Source organism: Nodosilinea sp. LEGE 07298 (genome assembly GCF_015207265.1).
In the GTDB taxonomy this organism is placed as follows: domain Bacteria; phylum Cyanobacteriota; class Cyanobacteriia; order Phormidesmidales; family Phormidesmidaceae; genus Nodosilinea.
Genome location: NZ_JADEXE010000153.1, coordinates 1 through 16,275 on the forward strand (window position 1 = coordinate 1; position 16,275 = coordinate 16,275).

The window sequence follows — 16,275 nt, forward strand, 5'->3', positions numbered from 1 at the left end:
CCCCTCATGCCCGCCTACTACTTCTGGGGCGACGACGACTTTGCCCTCCAAAAGGCTGTACAAGACCTGCGCCAGCGCACCCTCGATGCGGCCTGGGCCAGCTTCAACTACGACGTGATTTCTGCTGACGCCGCCAATAGCCCGACCCAGGCCCTAAACCAGGCGATGACGCCACCCTTTGGGCAGGGGCAACGGCTGGTGTGGCTGCAAAACACGAGCCTAGGACAGCGCTGCCCAGAGGGCGTGCTGGCGGAGTTTGAGCGCACGCTGCCGCAGCTACCCGAGACCACGGTGCTGCTGCTGACCAGTGCTGCTAAACCCGACGGGCGAGCCAAATTCACCAAATTTTTTAAGAGCCAGGGTGAGATTCGTGAATTTGCCACCATTTCCCCTTGGAAGACCGACCAAATTCGTCAGCAGGTCGTGAGCGTGGCCCAGGGGCGAAAACTAGCCCTGGAGCCTTCCACCATTGACCTACTGGCTGAGGCGGTGGGCAACGACACCCGCCAGCTCCACCTAGAGCTCGAAAAGCTAGCCCTTTACTGGGGCGCTAACCCGCAGCCGATTCCTCCTGCGGTAGCGACGGAGTTGGTAACGGTCTCGACCCAAACCAGCTTGAAGTTGGCCCAGGCCCTCAAGCAGGGCGATGCGCCTACGGCCCTGACTCTGGTAAATGATCTGCTCGATCGCAATGAGCCAGCCCTGCGGATTGTGGCTACCCTGGTCAGTCAGTTTCGGCTGTGGCTGTGGCTGAAGGTGCTGATTCAGTCGGGGGTGCAGAGCGATGCCGAGGTGGCTGCCGCCGCTGAGGTGGCTAACCCCAAGCGAATCTACTTTTTAAAACAGGAGGTGCGATCGCTGAATTTGAGTCAGTTGCAACGCAGCCTGCCTTTGCTACTAGAATTAGAGTCTGATCTAAAGCAGGGCCGAGATGAACGCGCTACCCTACACACAAAAGTCATAGAACTCTGCCAGGGATTAAGGCCTGGGGGTGTATAGCTGAGGGCCTGGAACTAGTACGGGTACTGCCCCGTCTGGGTTGGGAGCCCGTCCAGATTAAGAATCTAGGCAACTACACCGGGGTCGGCACCTCTAAACTCAAGCAGACGGTTTCAATCCTTGAGACACGGTCATTGGAGCATGGTCATTGGAGCACGGGGCCATTCTGGTTGATACCAGCACAGGAGAAACACACGTAATGATGCGCCAGTTTATTCACCATTTACCACTTGCAAACCCCGGCCGCAGTGCCGTTATGGCTGCAGCCGTGGCCAGTCTTAGCCTGCTGGTGGGGGCAGGAACTCAACTGCCAACGGCGGCGGGTACCGTTACCCTGGGGACCGCCTGGGCTCAAGACAGTAGCGTCTCTCAGGAAGAGGTAATTAGCTACGCCACCTCAATTCTAGAAATGGATGCCCCCCGCAACGAGGCCTTGAGCCAGATCAGAACGCTGCTAACGGGCACCGGGCAAGACCTCGCCAGTATTGATATGAGCTGTACCGGCACCGCCAACCTCAATCAGCTGCCCCGCAACCTGCGCAACAGCGTGCGCACAGTTGTGGTTAACTACTGCAATCAGGCCAGCGATATTGTAGAAGCCAACGGGCTGACGGTGCGCCGCTTTAATGCGATTACCGCTGCCCACCCCCAGGACCCGGCCCTAACCGATCAAATTCGCTCGGCGATGATTGAGCTTCAGCAGCAGTCTGCCAACGGCGGCACCTAGTCATGCAATTTATTGATCAAGCTGAAGTTGAGGTCATAGCAGGCGACGGCGGCAATGGCATCGTGGCATTTCGACGCGAAAAGTATGTGCCTGCTGGAGGACCAGCCGGAGGCAACGGTGGGCCTGGTGGCTCGGTGTATCTAAAAGCCACGCCCCAGCTGCAAACCCTGCTCGATTTTCGCTACGCTCATCAGTTTAAAGCCGACCACGGCCAGCGGGGCGGTCCTAAAAATATGACTGGGGCTGCCGGAGCCGATCTGTACCTGGAGGTACCCTGCGGTACGGCAGTATATGACGTTGACACCGACGAGCTACTGGGCGATTTAGTCACTGCCGACCAGGTGCTCTGTGTAGCCCAGGGTGGCAAAGGTGGCCTAGGCAATCGCCACTTTTTAAGCAATCGCAACCGGGCTCCAGAGCACGCCCTGCCGGGCTTGCCGGGCGAAGACCGACGATTGCATCTGGAGCTAAAGCTGCTGGCAGAGGTAGGCATTGTAGGCCTGCCCAACGCGGGCAAGTCAACCCTGATTTCGGCCCTATCGGCAGCCCGACCTAAAATTGCCGACTATCCGTTTACTACCCTGGTACCCAACCTGGGAGTGGTGCGCCGCCCTACCGGCGATGGCACTGTCTTTGCCGATATTCCTGGGCTGATTGAGGGGGCGCACCAGGGTCTGGGTCTGGGCCACGAGTTTTTGCGCCATATTGAGCGCACCCGGCTGCTGCTGCACGTAGTCGATGCTACCGCCGAATCTCCGCTTGACAACTTTCACACTATTCAGCAAGAGCTGGGGGCCTATGGCCGTGACCTCAGCGATCGCCCCCAGGTGCTGGCCCTCAATAAAGTTGACGCCCTTACACCGGAAGTGCTGGCTGATCTAGTTGGCCAGTTTGAAGCGCTGGTGCCGGGGCCGGTACACGGTATTTCGGCGGTGGCTGGTACGGGTCTGGGGCCAATGCTACAGCAGATCTGGACCTTGCTTGACCAGATGCCGGTAGAGGCTGCCACCCCTGCTACCCCTGCTGCCCCTGCCACCCTTGAATAACCCCAGACCCTCACCTCACCTCGAACAGTGATACCGTTCGCCTCCTCTGCCGTTACTTGGGCCACGGTCTTAGGGCACCTTAAATCAGTGTCTCAGCAGGGGTTAGGCGTTGGCCATGAGCATTTCTGTATTTCCGGTCCGATCTGAGGGGGAAGCCGCAAGAGTTGATGATCAGCTCGGTAGAGCCATTGCCCAGCCGACCTGGCCCACTTGCCCACTCCAGGGGCTATCCCAGACTGAACGACTGCAGCAGCGCAGCCAGGCGATCGCAGCGCTCAACCTAGACCACCCCAGCAGCATTCCTGCCTGGGAAGAAGCGGCACAGACAGCCGCTCGCTTTTTAGGTATGCCCGTGGTCATGGTAACCGTGGTCAATGGCACCACTGAGAACCTGCATGCCGCTTTTGGCCTGTCATCCCTTGGTATAGGCAACCCCCTATCGCAGCAGCGCCAACTCTCCCTCAGCAGCGGGCTAGGGGCCTACATTCTTGACAGCGAACAGCCACTGGTCGTACCCGACACTACCGAAAACCCGGTTTTAGCCCAGAGCGAATTGGTAAGTACCTACGGCATTAAAGCTTACTGTGGCGTACCGCTGATGACGGGCCAAGGCATCTGCCTCGGCACCCTGGCCGTCATGGATGTGCGCCCCAGACTGTTTAGTGACCAAGAGCTAGGCTTTTTGGCCATGGCGGCTCGCTGGGGTATGAGCGAGTACGAGCGCCAGAACGCAATCGCTAGCGCAGTAGTGGCCCAGTCTACCTCCAATTCAAAGCCAATCGACCTAGAAACCATCGCAGATCGGGTGCGCCTTAACCTGATTAGCCAGCTCACGCAGGAGCTTCGGAGTCCGTTGACGACAGTACTGGGCATGAGTACCATGCTGAGCCGAGAGATCTACGGTCCCCTCACCCCAAAACAGCGAGAATACACCGGCATTGTGCACCGCAGCAGCCAGACCCTGATTACCCTGGTCGATGAGCTGATTGACCTTGGTCCAGTAGAGGCGGAGGGCGCTGAGCTGCTGCCTTCTAACGTGGATATTGAGGCCCTTGGGCAGCAGGTGGTTGCCGCTCTGACCCCGCTGGCCGAAAAACACGCTCAGACCCTCATGATGACCGTGGAACCAGGGGAGACTCACTGGACACTAGATCAGCGGGTAGTTAAGCAGATTTTGTATCACCTGATTGTTGGCGTTATGCAGGTGGCTGGAGACAACGGTACCCTGCGCATTCATGCCTGCCGACGGGGTCAGTTTCTGTCTCTGGGTCTGTGGTCGTCTAACCCCTGGCTGGGAGAGGGGCTACCCACAGAGGTGATTGAGATACTTCATGCCTCGGCAGCAAAATTAGCCGCTAGTGATTTTCCGCTACCCCTACTAGGGCTGCTGCTGGGTCAGTCCCTAGCTCAGCGCCACGGTGGTCAGATGAATGTTCAGGGCCATGACAGCACCTGTCGGTTGGTGGTGCTGCTGCCCGTACTAGACACCGCTGTGGCTCATGTAGCGTCGAGCCGCGATGTTGAGGCGTAGGCTACGTCTCAACATCGCGGCTGGCGTGACGAGTTTACGTAAGCTTAACCAGAATCCGATGTTTCCTTAAGCTGAATCCGACACCATTACTGAGTAGTGCAAACCTTAGGGCGTTGGCTGGGGCCGTAGCCAAGGGCCAGGTCAGCGTTAATTCGATTGCCTCCCGTAGAGGTTCCTTTACGGAACCCTGTAAGGGATATTAGAGGCGATCGCCAGCGCTTTGGGGGCTGCCCAAGTCGTTATTAGGCACTTGGCCCTGCTGTGCAAAACGTTACCCCTGCTCTATCTCCACTGTCGGGTGTGCAAGAGCGCATTTTGATTATCGACGACGAAGATCTAATTCGTGAAACCGTGGCTATGGCTCTCAGTGAGCAAGGCTACCAGGTGGTTACGGCTGAGTCGGGCCAGCGGGCCTTGGATCTGATTTTTCCTGCCGCTAGAGAGGGGTCAGCTGGGCTGAGGGTTGATATGGCCATTATTGATCTGATGCTGCCTGGGGTAAATGGGCTCGATATTTGCCGCTTAATGCGCCACCACAACCTAGATATCCCCATTCTGATTTTGAGCGCCAAGGGGGCGGAGATGGATCGGGTGGTGGGGCTAGAGGTGGGTGCCGACGATTACCTGCCTAAACCCTTTGGCATGCGAGAGCTGATTGCCCGTTGTCGGGCCTTGCTGCGGCGACAGCAGTGGTCAACGGCGAAACCCAATACCGCCGTCTTGACCTACAAAGACATTGAGCTGTGCACCACCGAGTTTAGGGTGACGGTGGCAGGCCGAGAGGTGAGCTTGTCGCCCAAGGAGTTTCGCATTTTGGAACTGTTTATCCAGAGCCCTAACCGGGTCTGGTCACGGGAAGAGCTGATTCAGACCGTTTGGGGTGCGGATTTTGTCGGCGATCGCAAAACCGTAGATGTACACATTCGCTGGCTGCGGGAAAAAATCGAGGCCGACCCGGCTAATCCACAGTATGTGACGACGTTGAGGGGCTTTGGGTATCGGTTTGGGTAGATGCGTGGGTGCACGGGTGCGTGGATGCGTGGGTGGAGTGAAGGAGATAGGGGCGGGGGATTGCTATATGATCGAGGAAAGAGATGCTTGGATGGGAGGTAGATTAGTGCGAGAGATTTTGATTAGCCTGGGGGTTTTGACGGCCTGCTGTGTGGTGCTGCTGGTGGCTCAGTTTACAGGCTCTCAGCCGGAGGCGATCGCCTCTAACCTGAACCGTGCGGAGGTGGCTGAAGCCGCTACTGCCCTAAACCAGCCGGTGGCCCAAATTGCCCAGGCTGCTGCCGATTTAGCTCCCGATGTTACCCCTGAGGACTCCACCGCCATGCCCGCAGAAGAGGCCATGCCCGCAGAAGAGCTAGTAACCACCGACTCGGGTCTTCAGTACGTCGATGTGGTTGAGGGCACTGGGGCTATGCCTCAGCCAGGCCAGCGGGTCACGGTGCACTACACCGGCACCCTTGAAAACGGCACCAAGTTCGATAGCTCCCGCGATCGCGGTCGGCCCTTTACCTTTCAAATTGGCGTTGGCCAGGTGATTAAGGGCTGGGATGAAGGGGTTGGCACCATGCGGGTGGGCGGTCAGCGTAAGTTGGTGATTCCCGCCGAACTGGGCTACGGCAGCCGGGGCGCGGGCGGGGTGATTCCGCCCAATGCGACACTGCTGTTTGATGTTGAGCTGTTGCGCATCGGTTAAGAGCAACCCTGAGAGGAGTGCAGCCTAAAGCTGGGGGCGATCGCTCGATTTGCGATCGCCCCCTATTCTGTCTTTAAAGCTCCTCGAACCAGCTGATACTGAATCTACCTTGACTGCCCCCGACTGGGCTGGGCAAACACCGTTTGCCCCTACGCAAGCCTTCTATTTAGAATCGGGGTTGTGCGATTCGGGTTTGGTATGAAACGACGGCGGCTAGACTTAACAGCCAGTCTCTAGGGACTGCTGAAAATTGCGCAGGGCACGCTGGGTCTTAGGTCCGGCGACTCCATCGACGGGGCCAGGGTCGTAGCCGCGCTTGGCCAACTGCTGCTGAACCTGACGCGTACCTTCGGTGAGGCTTTCGTCGAGTTCTTCAAGCAGCTCCAGGGCTTTGTCGCTTGGGTTTGCGGTGTGGGTCAAATCGAGCAACTCGCGCAGCCGCGACTTCAGGTTTTCGTTGACGGAAGCGTAGACCCGCGTCGCACTGCCCAAGCCAATGGCGTGGTCGATAAAGTGATCGGCTTCGTTGATCCAAAAATCGAGGCGGCCATCGGTTTCGGCTTTGGCCAACAGCTGATCGAGCCGCTGACTTTCGGCATCGCTTAGGCTGGGGCGGACCGCTAGCTGGCAGTATTCGCGCACGAGGGCCAGGCAGTCGGCGTCGGCAATTCCTGGAATTTGATGCGTTAACGATTCACCCATGGTCTGACTCGCGTGTTTCGGTACAGTATCAATACGATTTATACAGTTTGTTCAAGTCTGGATCTGTAGTTTAGCCGCTGTGGGGCCAGGGCAACGAGAGGGAAAACCCCCATAGACCCTAGTGCCCAGCCATTTTGTGACCGATGTCGGTGACATTGGCCTGTTCCGTGGTGCTGGCGTAGACAAACTGCCCTTCGCTAATCACCAGAATGCGATCGCTGAGGGCCAGTAGCTCATCGAGGTCTTCGCTAACCAGCAGCACCGCCACCCCCCGGTTGCGGGCCTCTACAATGGCGTTGTGAATTTGGTCTACGGCGGAAAAATCAAGGCCAAAGCAGGGGTTGGCAGCAATTAGCAGGTTGATATCGGGGGAAGACAGCTCCCGCGCTAGCACCGTACGCTGCACGTTGCCCCCCGACAGGTTTTGAATCGGCGTTTCGGGGGAGGGAGTTTTGACCCTGAAGGTTTCGATTAGCTTCTGAGCCGCCTGCCGAATCGCCCCCAGCCTCAACCACCTCCATCGGGCCAAAGGCGGTCGGTCGAAAGTACGCAGGGCCATATTTTCGGCCACGCTCATGCCGGGTACGCAGGCGTTGCGCAAGGGTTCTTCGGGTAGGGTGCAGACACCGTGGCGCACCATTTCAGCACGGGTGGCGCGGTAGGGTTCGCCAGTGACACAAACTTGGCCCTGGGTGGGCGATCGCTGTCCCGCCAGCACTTCCACCAGCTCCCGCTGACCGTTGCCCGAGACCCCGGCAATGCCGACGATTTCGCCGCTGTGCACGGTTAGATTGAGGGGACCAAAGGCGACTAGGCCATTATCTTTAAAGGCCCCTAGCTCTTTCACCTCTAGCACGGGCTGCGCCGACACCGTATCGGTTTTATCGACGGTTTTGGTGGCGCGCTCGGTCCCCAGCATCAGCTGGGCCATATCGGCGACGGTGAGGTCGGCGACGGTTCCATGACCGGCCAGGTGGCCTTTGCGTAGCACCGTTACCTCATCGGTGAAGGCCAGCACTTCACGAAACTTGTGGGTAATCAGCAGCACGCTAAGATGGCCCGCCTGTACTTCCTGGCGCAGCAGCCCCAGCACCTCGTCGGCCTCGTCGGGGGTGAGCACCGAGGTCGGCTCATCGAGAATTAGAATGCGGCTTTGCAGGTAGAGCTGTTTGAGAATTTCGAGCTTTTGCTTTTGACCCGCCGCTAGCTGCCCTACCGGCACATCGAGATCGACTTGGAAGGGCGATCGCGCCATAAACGTGCGCAGGGCCTCGTACTCCTGCGCCCAGTTGATCACCTGGGCGCGATCGTAGCGGCTGAGCACCAGGTTTTCGGCCACCGTCATGGCGGGCACTGAGGTGAAGTGCTGATACACCATGCCGATACCGCAGCCGTGGGCGTCTTTGGGGCTTCTGATCGGGTAGATCTGGTCATTGATTAGCACCTGCCCTGCGGTGGGGGCGTAGAAGCCCATAATGCACTTCACCAGCGTGCTTTTGCCCGCCCCGTTTTCGCCCAGCAGCCCGTGGAAGGTGCCAGGTTTGAGGGTGAGGGTAACGTCTTTGAGGGCCACCAGACTGCCAAACCGCTTGGTCATATTGACCACCTTGAGTTCGGGGGGTGAGTTGAGGTGCAGCAGCGGCGGGGCGAGGGTGGTCATGGCAAAGGCTGTGCGATTGCGAGCATCATACCGCCATCCCCTGGCTTAAAGCTGTCAGCAAACGGTCATTTTCGGCCTCAGTACGCACTGCTACCCGCAGGTAGTCTGGCCCCAGCTCAGCAAAGCTAAGGCAGTCGCGAATCAGGATCTGGTGGCTACGCAGCAGCCGCTCCTGCAGCAGCGGGGCCGGGGTGGTCGTCTTGACCAGCAAATAATTGGCAGCCCCTGCCAGCGACGACAGCCCAGGGATAGACTGTAGGCCCTCAAACAGAATCCTGCGAGCGGTGGGCAGCCACTGCCAGGTATGGGTTTGAAAAGCGGTATCGCCAACCGCCGCGATCGCCGCTGCGACCGCCAGGACATTCACCGGCCAGGGGTCGCGCCAGCGCTGCCAGCGACCCAAGCGATCGGGGTGGCCCAGGGCATAGCCAATCCGTAGACCGGGCAAAGTATAGAACTTGGTCAGCGACCTAAGCACGACCAAATTTGGGTAGCGGCCTAGATAGCCAATTAGGGACTGCTGCTGGTCAGGGGGCACAAAATCCATAAAGGCTTCATCTACAATCACCGTGGCAAACTGTTCGAGCAGCGGCTCTAGCTCAGTCAGCGTGAACAGCCGCCCTGTAGGATTGTGGGGATTGTTGATCAAAATACTGGCGGCCTCGGGGTCAGGCCAGGGTTCTGTAGGGTAAACGGGACCCGCCATCTGCAAAGGCAGGGGCCAGGGCCGGATGGGAACATCGAAGGCGGCTAGCGATCGCCCGTAATCGCCAAACGCAGGGGTTAACAGGTGACAGCCGCCACCGACTGCTGCTACATCCCGAGCGGCCCAGGTCAGCAGTTCCGCCGCCCCATTCCCCGGCAGCACCCAGTCGGCCGTCACCTGGTGATAATCGGCCAGGGCATGGCGCAGGCTGGTGTAGTTGGGGTCGGGATAGTGGCGCAGCTGCTCCAGGGCAGCGCTCATCGCCTGCAAGACCGATTTGGGCGGCCCCAGCGGATTAATACTGGCCGAAAAATCGAGTAAAGAATCGGGGGAACAGCCAGCGATCGCAGCCGCCCAGGCCAAGTTTCCCCCGTGAACAGGTCGATTTAAAGGTGTGTGAGTAAACGGTAATTGAATCAAGAGGGCCTTACTTAGCCACCTTTTCTTTGAACAATTTGCCAGCAGAAAAGGCGGGCACCTTGGTGGCCGGAATCACCATGGTGTCACCGGTTTTGGGGTTGCGGCCTTCCCGCTCTTTGCGCTCGCGTCGTTCAAAGGAGCCAAACCCGACCAAGGTGACTTTCTCACCCGCCGCTACGGCTTCAATAATGGCGTCGATGGTGGCAGAAATAACAAGATCCACCTCTTTCTTGGTCACGGGCTTGTCGCTACTAGAGGAGGCCTTCTCAGCCACCGTATCAACGAGTTCAGCTTTGTTCATACCTGTCTCCTATGGGCAAAGAACATTGGGATCCAGTCGCATTCTGACGATAGGCCCAGGGTGTAAACAACAGTCCCGGCCGCTAGAATGGCTGAAACCCCTGTCAATCCAGAATTTCACTGCCTCATTCTAAGGGCAACCCTCAAAAAGTGGATCGCTAAAACCTTTAATTTATGTGGATTCCGGGGTTTTTTAAGAAAGTTAAACAACTGAATGCCCCAGGCCGTCTATAGAGTAGACCACCTGGGGCAAGCGCTCAACGCCTTGCCCAGCAAGGCATTTACAGATTTTGGCCGATTTAGCTCGCCGGGCTCCCGGCCCAGTTAACCCAGTCCTGGGGCTTGAGAAAAACATCGTAAAGCCGTGCTTCTGAGCTATCGGCGGCGGGGGTGTAACCGTACTCCCAGCGCACTAGGGGGGGGAGCGACATCAAAATTGACTCAGTCCGCCCATTGGTTTGCAGGCCAAAAATGGTGCCCCGGTCGTAGACCAAATTGAACTCTACGTAGCGGCCCCGGCGATAGAGCTGAAACTGCCGCTGATGGTCGCTGTACTCAGTATTCTGGCGGCGCTCCACAATGGGCACATAGGCGGGTAGGAAGGCATTGCCGCAGTCGTGGGCAAAGTTAAACAGATCGTCCCAGCTGCGCCGGGGCAGCTCGCCAATGCCCTGGCTGGTCTGATCGGCGGCTTTGCCCGCGTCGGGACCACGGTAGAGCAGGCCCTGCCCGTCTTGGTAGTCAAAGAAAATGCCGCCCACGCCACGGGTTTCATCGCGGTGCTTGAGGTAGAAGTACTCGTCGCACCAGGGCTTAAACACTGAGTAGTACTGGGGGTTGTGGCGATCGCACGTATGCTTCAGCGTCTGGTGAAAATGCACCACATCATCGTCGTAGGGGTAGTAGGGGGTGAGGTCAATGCCGCCGCCAAACCACCACACCGGGCCAGCCTCAAAGTAGCGATAGTTGAGGTGCACCGTGGGCACGAATGGGTTGCGGGGGTGCAGCACCATAGAGGTGCCGGTGGCGTAAAAGCGGTGACCTTTCGCCTCAGGACGCTGCGCCAAAATCGACGGCGGCAGGTGGTCGCCCCACACTTCAGAAAAGTTTACGCCACCCTGCTCAAAGATACGGCCCTGCTTGATTACGCGCGATCGCCCACCGCCGCCTTCGGGCCGATCCCAGGCGTCTTGCTGAAACTGGGCACCGCCGTCGAGGGCCTCAAGCCGCTGGCAAATGCTGTCCTGGAGCTGCTTCAGCATGGCGCTGACGCGATCGCGAGAATCTGCTGGTGGCGCGGAAGTAACGGGCTTAGAAACAGGGGTAGTGGTCATAGCGTCGAGAAAACAATACGTTATGTCGGCACCGGGTCGAATATGTCACACTGTAGAATGGCTTTTATGCGAAGCTTAGGATCCATTTTTGCCATTATCAGGTAGTCCCTGCCTCGGCAACAACCCTAAAGCAACGTTAGTCATCAGCCTCAGGGCGCAGGCAACACCATCAACGGTACCCAGTTTTCTCACGCTACCGTGAAACCACACTCAATACCCACCTCATCCGTCAGGTTGAGAAAAATGTTTAGAAACGCAACGCTCTGTAACGAAAACCCTGACTAGTAGCCTCTCGTCCAGGCCCATTCTGCCCCCTTGGCGGCTATGTCACTGCCCTGATTGACTGCCATGATTCTTCTGTCCACGCCCCTAATTCGCCGCTGCTGTCAGGTGTTGGCCTGGGGACCTCAACCTGGAGGCTGCTGCCGTGTTTAGAGCCTGGTCATTTCCCCGTCCGTTTCTCACCCTGATGCAGCTGATTCAGCACTGGGTGCAGGTGCAGCAGCAGCTCGAAAAATCTTATCTGGCCGTTAGCAGTGCCTCAGTAGACGTGCTCTGGCAAACCATTATGAACCTGGCCGATGTCTCCTGGCATCCGCTATTGACCAGCACTAACGCTCCCCGGGGGCTCAAGCCCAAGCCGGGACTAATCTACCGGGCCTTTACTCGCCTCTACCCGGTACCGGTGAACATTTTTGTTGAGCGGGTGCAGCCCCACGAGCTGATCAGCGTGCGGGTGCTGCCCATCCCTGGCTTAGAGGAACGGGTCACCTATCACCTCAAATCAACCGTGCGGGGAACCCAAATTTCCTACTCGGTGACGCTGCGGGGGTGGCTGTCGCCCCTGGCCTGGTCGCTGCTGCGCCCCTACGCCGCCAGGGTCGCTTCAGCCCTAGCCGAGGCCGCCGAGCACCCCGATCTTTTAGAGAGCCACAACTCTCGCTCCCAAGCCTGGTAAACCTTCGTTCTAAGCACTTGTGCTCAAGGGGGACGGGGCGGCTTAAGATGGTAAATGGCCTACGCTGACCTCGCCTGGGTGGGGTGGTGGGCATTGCTCTACGGCATCCCTGGACGGCGATACCCCAAGGGGTTGCTAATGCTGTCCGCCTTTCCCGCTAAATACTGCCCTGTACCTGGCCCAACTCCCTCAATTCCATGAGCCTAACCCTCTCCGAAGTTTCTGTTCTAGACGTGCTGCGCCCCGTACAAGACCCGGAGCTGCAAAAGAGCCTGGTGGATCTCAATATGATCCGCAATGTGGCGATCGATAACGGCACCGTGAGCTTCACGCTGGTGCTGACCACCCCGGCCTGCCCCCTGCGAGAGTTCATTGTCGAAGACTGCGAGAGAGCAGTCCGAACGCTGCCTGGGGTTGAGACCGTCAAGGTAGATGTCACCGCTGAAACACCTCAGCAAAAAGCTCTGCCCGATCGCACCGGCATTGGCGGCGTCAAGAACATCATTGCGGTTTCGAGCGGCAAGGGAGGCGTGGGCAAGAGCACCGTGGCGGTAAATCTGGCCGTGGCGCTAGCCCAGGCCGGGGCCGCCGTCGGCCTGATCGATGCCGATATCTACGGCCCCAACGCGCCGATTATGATGGGCCTGAGCGAGGCTCAGGTGGTGGTCAAGCAGGGCGAAGTCTTAGAACCCGCCTTTAACCACGGCGTCAAACTGGTGTCGATGGGCTTTTTGATCGATCGCGACCAGCCGGTGATCTGGCGCGGCCCCATGCTCAACGGCATTATTCGTCAGTTTCTGTATCAGGTGGAGTGGGGCGAGCTTGATTACCTAGTGGTCGATCTGCCCCCCGGTACCGGCGATGCCCAGCTCACCCTGGCTCAGGCGGTGCCCATGGCGGGTGCGGTGATTGTCTCTACACCCCAGTCGGTAGCGATTTCAGATGCCCGTCGGGGGCTGAAGATGTTTCAGCAACTCCAGGTGCCGGTGCTGGGCATTGTCGAAAATATGAGCGTGTTTATTCCCCCTGATGCGCCCGACAAGCGCTACGACATTTTTGGCTCTGGCGGCGGCGAGCTGTTGTCGAAGGAGCTAGGGCTGCCAGTACTGGGCTGCATTCCCTTAGAAATGGCGGTGCGCGAGGGCGGCGATGCGGGCATTCCCATTGTGGTGCAGTACCCCGATTCAGCAAGCGCTAAGGCGCTGCGGGCTATGGCCGAGCAGGTGGCGGCTAAGGTGTCGATCGCGGCGTTGGCGTCTTAGGCGGCGGGAGAAAGGGAGGTTTTGGGTATACGGTGCAAGGTGCAAGGCAAAACCGCATACCGCAAACTGTATACTCTCGTCTTTGTCATAATCGATTGGGTAAACGGGTAGGCAACGGCTATGTTTTTAACCGATGTGCAAAAGCAGTGGCGATCGCTGCTGATGGGCTGGCAGGGTATTGACTGGGTATTGCTAGCGCTACCGGTGGTTCTCACTGTCTTTGGGGCGATCGTTATCCACAGTACTCAGCTCAATACAGCCAACACTGGCTACGGCCTCAACCACGCGGTGCTGGGGCTGATTGGCCTGGGAGTAGCGCTGTGGGTTGCTCGCAGCCGTTATGAGTACCTGCTCAATTGGCAGTGGATTATCTATGGGTTTATCAATGTGCTGCTGGTTGCAGTGATGTTTATCGGCACCGTGGGCGGGGGTGCCCAGAGCTGGCTTGGCGTGGCCGGGTTTTATCTGCAGCCTTCAGAATTTGCCAAACTCAGCATCATTATTACCTTAGCTTCCCTACTGAGCCGCCGCGATGCGTCTAGTCTGTTGGGAGTGGCCAGCGCGCTGACGGTGTTGGCGCTGCCCTGGGCGCTGGTATTTATTCAGCCCGACCTGGGCACCTCGCTGGTGTTTGGGGCGATCACTCTGGCCATGCTCTACTGGGCGAACTGTAACCCCGGCTGGCTGGTGCTGCTGATATCGCCTCTGATGGCGGCAATTTTGTTTCACCTGGTGCTACCGATCTGGCTGGTGTGGAGCCTGGGCATGGGGCTAATTGCCTGGTTTACGCTGCCCTGGCGCTGGTTTAGTACGGTGGTAGCGACGGCGGTAAACCTGGTGGCAGGCAAGCTGGGCGATATTCTTTGGAATCTGCTTCAAGACTACCAAAAAGACCGTCTGGTGCTGTTTCTTGACCCCGATAAAGACCCTCTGGGTGGCGGCTATCACCTGATTCAATCGCGCATTGCGATCGGGGCTGGCAAGCTCTGGGGCCAGGGGCTAGGCGATGGGTCGCAAACCCAGCTCAACTTTATTCCTGAACAGCACACTGACTTTATTTTTTCGGCGATTGGTGAAGAGTGGGGCTTTGTCGGGTCAATGGTCGTGATTTTGACCTACTGGCTGATTTGCTTTCGCCTGGTGATTATTGCCCAAAATGCCAAGGATGACTTTGGCTCGCTGATTGTAATTGGCGTGCTGGCGATGGTTATGTTTCAGGTGGTGATTAACATTGGCATGACTATCGGCCTGGCCCCAATTACAGGTATTCCGCTGCCGTGGCTAAGCTACGGGCGATCGGCGCTGCTGACTAACTTTATTGCCCTGGGCATAGTGGAGTCGGTTGCCAACTTTCGCCATCGGCTTAAGTTTACGGATTAGGGCGATCGCATGAATTCGCTATCACTACCCTCATGAGACGAAACCTATCCGTGGGGTGAAGGGCGGCGAAACGCCTTTCTCGAAGGGGGACTGGGGCTAGCGGAATGGCCCCAGCGGCACATTTGGTTTTCCTTCTAGCACCCTTTGCCATGTTTGCCGTTAAAGCCAATCAACTGATTCGCCTCTATTACGAACCCGTTGAACTTGCTGCTGCCGGTTAGCTCCAACAGCAGTGATCAGGGCAGGTCTTAGTCGTCGTCTTCAAACACGCTTTTGAAGAACTCGATGGTGTCTTTGAGCGCGGCGATAAAGCTGTCGATCTCGGCCCTAGTGTTGTAGAAATACAGGCTGGCCCGTGCGGTCGAGTCTACGTTCAAAATGCGGTGCAGCGGCTGGGTACAGTGGTGCCCCGAGCGAATCGCAATTCCCGACTGGTCAAGCAGCGTTGACAAGTCTTGCGCGTGGACGCCCTCAACAGTAAAGGTAGCCAACGCCGCCCGTCCGCTGCCGTCGGCCTGAGGAAGCGGGCCGTAGAGGGTGACTTCGGGAATGGTCTGCATTTGCTGATAGAGGTAGGCCGTTAGCTCGTGCTCGTAGGCGGCAATGTTCTCCATGCCGATCGCAGCGAGGTAGTCTACGGCTGCGCCCAAGGCGATCGCCTCTGCGATCGCAGGCGTCCCCGCCTCAAACTTGTGGGGTAGTTCTGCATAAGTGGAGTGGTCTAAGAACACATCGGCGATCATTTCGCCGCCGCCCATAAACGGGGGCATGGCCTCTAGCAGCTCTAGCTTGCCGTACAAAAAGCCAATGCCGGTGGGGGCACACATCTTATGGCCCGAGGCGACAAACCAGTCGCAGTCCATCGCGGGTAGATCTAGCGCCAGGTGGGGAGCGCTTTGGCAGCCGTCGATCAGAACTTTAGCACCGTGCTGGTGGGCGATCGCAATAATCTCTTCCACCGGGTTAACACAGCCCAGGGTGTTCGACACGTGGTTGACCGCCACCAGGCGAGTCTTAGCGTTCACCAGCGCCCGGTACTGGTCGAGGTCAAAGGATTGGTCGGCGGTGAGGCCCACAAACTTGAGCACCGCCCCGGTGCGCTGGGCCACAAACTGCCAGGGTACCAGGTTGCTGTGGTGCTCCATCACCGAGAGAATGATTTCATCCCCTGCCTGGAGCGTGTTCATGCCCCAGGCGTAGGCCACCAGGTTGATCGCCTCGCTGGCGTTGCGGGTAAAGATAATTTCGTTGCGGCTAGTGGCCTTTACAAAAGCCGCCACCTTATCGCGAGCCCCTTCGTAAGATTCGGTGGCGCGGGCGCTGAGGTTGTGCACGCCCCGGTGCACGTTGGCGTTGTCGCGCTGGTAGTAGTTTTGCAGCGCCTCCAGCACCGCCCTAGGCTTTTGGGAAGTGGCGGCGTTGTCGAGGTACACCAGCGGGTGACCGTTGACCTCCTGATGAAGGATCGGGAAGTCGGCGCGAACCTTAGCGGCGAGGGTGAGTTCCTGGGCGACGGTCATGGGGGTGAGGGGGGTGGATGGATAG

Annotated in this window: 15 protein-coding genes; 9 read left to right on the forward strand and 6 right to left on the reverse strand. The window is 58.2% G+C overall.

The genetic code is table 11. The features are described 5' to 3' along the window. From holA to IQ273_RS19570, 6 genes are all read left to right on the forward strand, one after another. Window positions 1-999, forward strand: a 999-nt coding sequence (holA, locus tag IQ273_RS19545) for a DNA polymerase III subunit delta (RefSeq protein ID WP_313898171.1), incomplete at its 5' end; no start/stop codon positions are given. Window positions 1,000-1,255: 256 nt separating this feature from the next. Next, entirely contained in the window at window positions 1,256-1,726 is a 471-nt protein-coding gene (locus IQ273_RS19550; RefSeq protein ID WP_194024842.1) for a DUF4168 domain-containing protein, read from the forward strand. Between the two features lie 2 nt (window positions 1,727-1,728). After that, window positions 1,729-2,772 (forward strand): GTPase ObgE, encoded by a 1,044-nt coding sequence (gene obgE, locus IQ273_RS19555; protein ID WP_194024843.1) that lies wholly within the window; start codon window positions 1,729-1,731, stop codon window positions 2,770-2,772. A gap of 115 nt (window positions 2,773-2,887) precedes the next feature. Next, window positions 2,888-4,303, forward strand: coding sequence for a GAF domain-containing protein (locus IQ273_RS19560; RefSeq protein WP_194024844.1), 1,416 nt, complete (start codon window positions 2,888-2,890; stop codon window positions 4,301-4,303). A 261-nt stretch (window positions 4,304-4,564) separates the two neighbouring features. Next, on the forward strand, window positions 4,565-5,314 hold the full coding sequence (locus tag IQ273_RS19565; RefSeq protein ID WP_194024845.1) for a response regulator transcription factor: 750 nt from the start codon (window positions 4,565-4,567) through the stop codon (window positions 5,312-5,314). Between the two features lie 106 nt (window positions 5,315-5,420). Continuing rightward, on the forward strand, window positions 5,421-6,008 hold the full coding sequence (locus IQ273_RS19570) for an FKBP-type peptidyl-prolyl cis-trans isomerase (RefSeq protein ID WP_194024853.1): 588 nt from the start codon (window positions 5,421-5,423) through the stop codon (window positions 6,006-6,008). Window positions 6,009-6,227: 219 nt separating this feature from the next. Here the strand turns inward: IQ273_RS19570 and IQ273_RS19575 are convergent, their stop codons facing one another. From IQ273_RS19575 to hemF, 5 genes are all read right to left on the reverse strand, one after another. Continuing rightward, window positions 6,228-6,710, reverse strand: coding sequence for a peptidoglycan-binding protein (locus IQ273_RS19575; protein WP_194024846.1), 483 nt, complete (start codon window positions 6,708-6,710; stop codon window positions 6,228-6,230). Between the two features lie 118 nt (window positions 6,711-6,828). Beyond that, window positions 6,829-8,370, reverse strand: coding sequence for an ABC transporter ATP-binding protein (locus IQ273_RS19580; protein WP_194024847.1), 1,542 nt, complete (start codon window positions 8,368-8,370; stop codon window positions 6,829-6,831). 25 nt (window positions 8,371-8,395) lie between these two features. Continuing rightward, window positions 8,396-9,439 carry a threonine-phosphate decarboxylase CobD gene (gene cobD, locus IQ273_RS19585; RefSeq protein ID WP_255534614.1) on the reverse strand — a complete coding sequence of 348 codons (1,044 nt, stop codon included), beginning with the start codon at window positions 9,437-9,439 and terminating at the stop codon, window positions 8,396-8,398. Between the two features lie 64 nt (window positions 9,440-9,503). Next, on the reverse strand, window positions 9,504-9,797 hold the full coding sequence (locus IQ273_RS19590; protein WP_035984599.1) for an HU family DNA-binding protein: 294 nt from the start codon (window positions 9,795-9,797) through the stop codon (window positions 9,504-9,506). Window positions 9,798-10,095: 298 nt separating this feature from the next. Further along, the gene (hemF, locus tag IQ273_RS19595) at window positions 10,096-11,130 is read right to left on the reverse strand and encodes an oxygen-dependent coproporphyrinogen oxidase (protein ID WP_194024848.1); all 1,035 of its coding nucleotides are present in this window, start codon (window positions 11,128-11,130) and stop codon (window positions 10,096-10,098) included. 469 nt (window positions 11,131-11,599) lie between these two features. Between hemF and IQ273_RS19600 the strand changes: the two genes are divergently transcribed. The 3 genes from IQ273_RS19600 to rodA all read left to right on the forward strand — a co-directional run bounded on the left by IQ273_RS19600 (window position 11,600) and on the right by rodA (window position 14,730). Then, window positions 11,600-12,088, forward strand: a complete 489-nt coding sequence (locus tag IQ273_RS19600) for an SRPBCC family protein (protein WP_194024855.1) — start codon at window positions 11,600-11,602, stop codon at window positions 12,086-12,088. Between the two features lie 197 nt (window positions 12,089-12,285). Continuing rightward, complete coding sequence (locus IQ273_RS19605) at window positions 12,286-13,350, forward strand: Mrp/NBP35 family ATP-binding protein (protein ID WP_194024849.1); 1,065 nt, start codon at window positions 12,286-12,288, stop codon at window positions 13,348-13,350. A 120-nt stretch (window positions 13,351-13,470) separates the two neighbouring features. Beyond that, a complete protein-coding gene (rodA, locus tag IQ273_RS19610) occupies window positions 13,471-14,730 on the forward strand; it encodes a rod shape-determining protein RodA (protein ID WP_194024850.1) in 1,260 nt (419 codons plus the stop codon). Window positions 14,731-14,978: 248 nt separating this feature from the next. On the opposite strand, the gene IQ273_RS19615 is transcribed toward rodA, so the two are convergent. Next, on the reverse strand, window positions 14,979-16,250 hold the full coding sequence (locus tag IQ273_RS19615; RefSeq protein WP_194024851.1) for a SufS family cysteine desulfurase: 1,272 nt from the start codon (window positions 16,248-16,250) through the stop codon (window positions 14,979-14,981). Window positions 16,251-16,275: the final 25 nt, after the last annotated feature.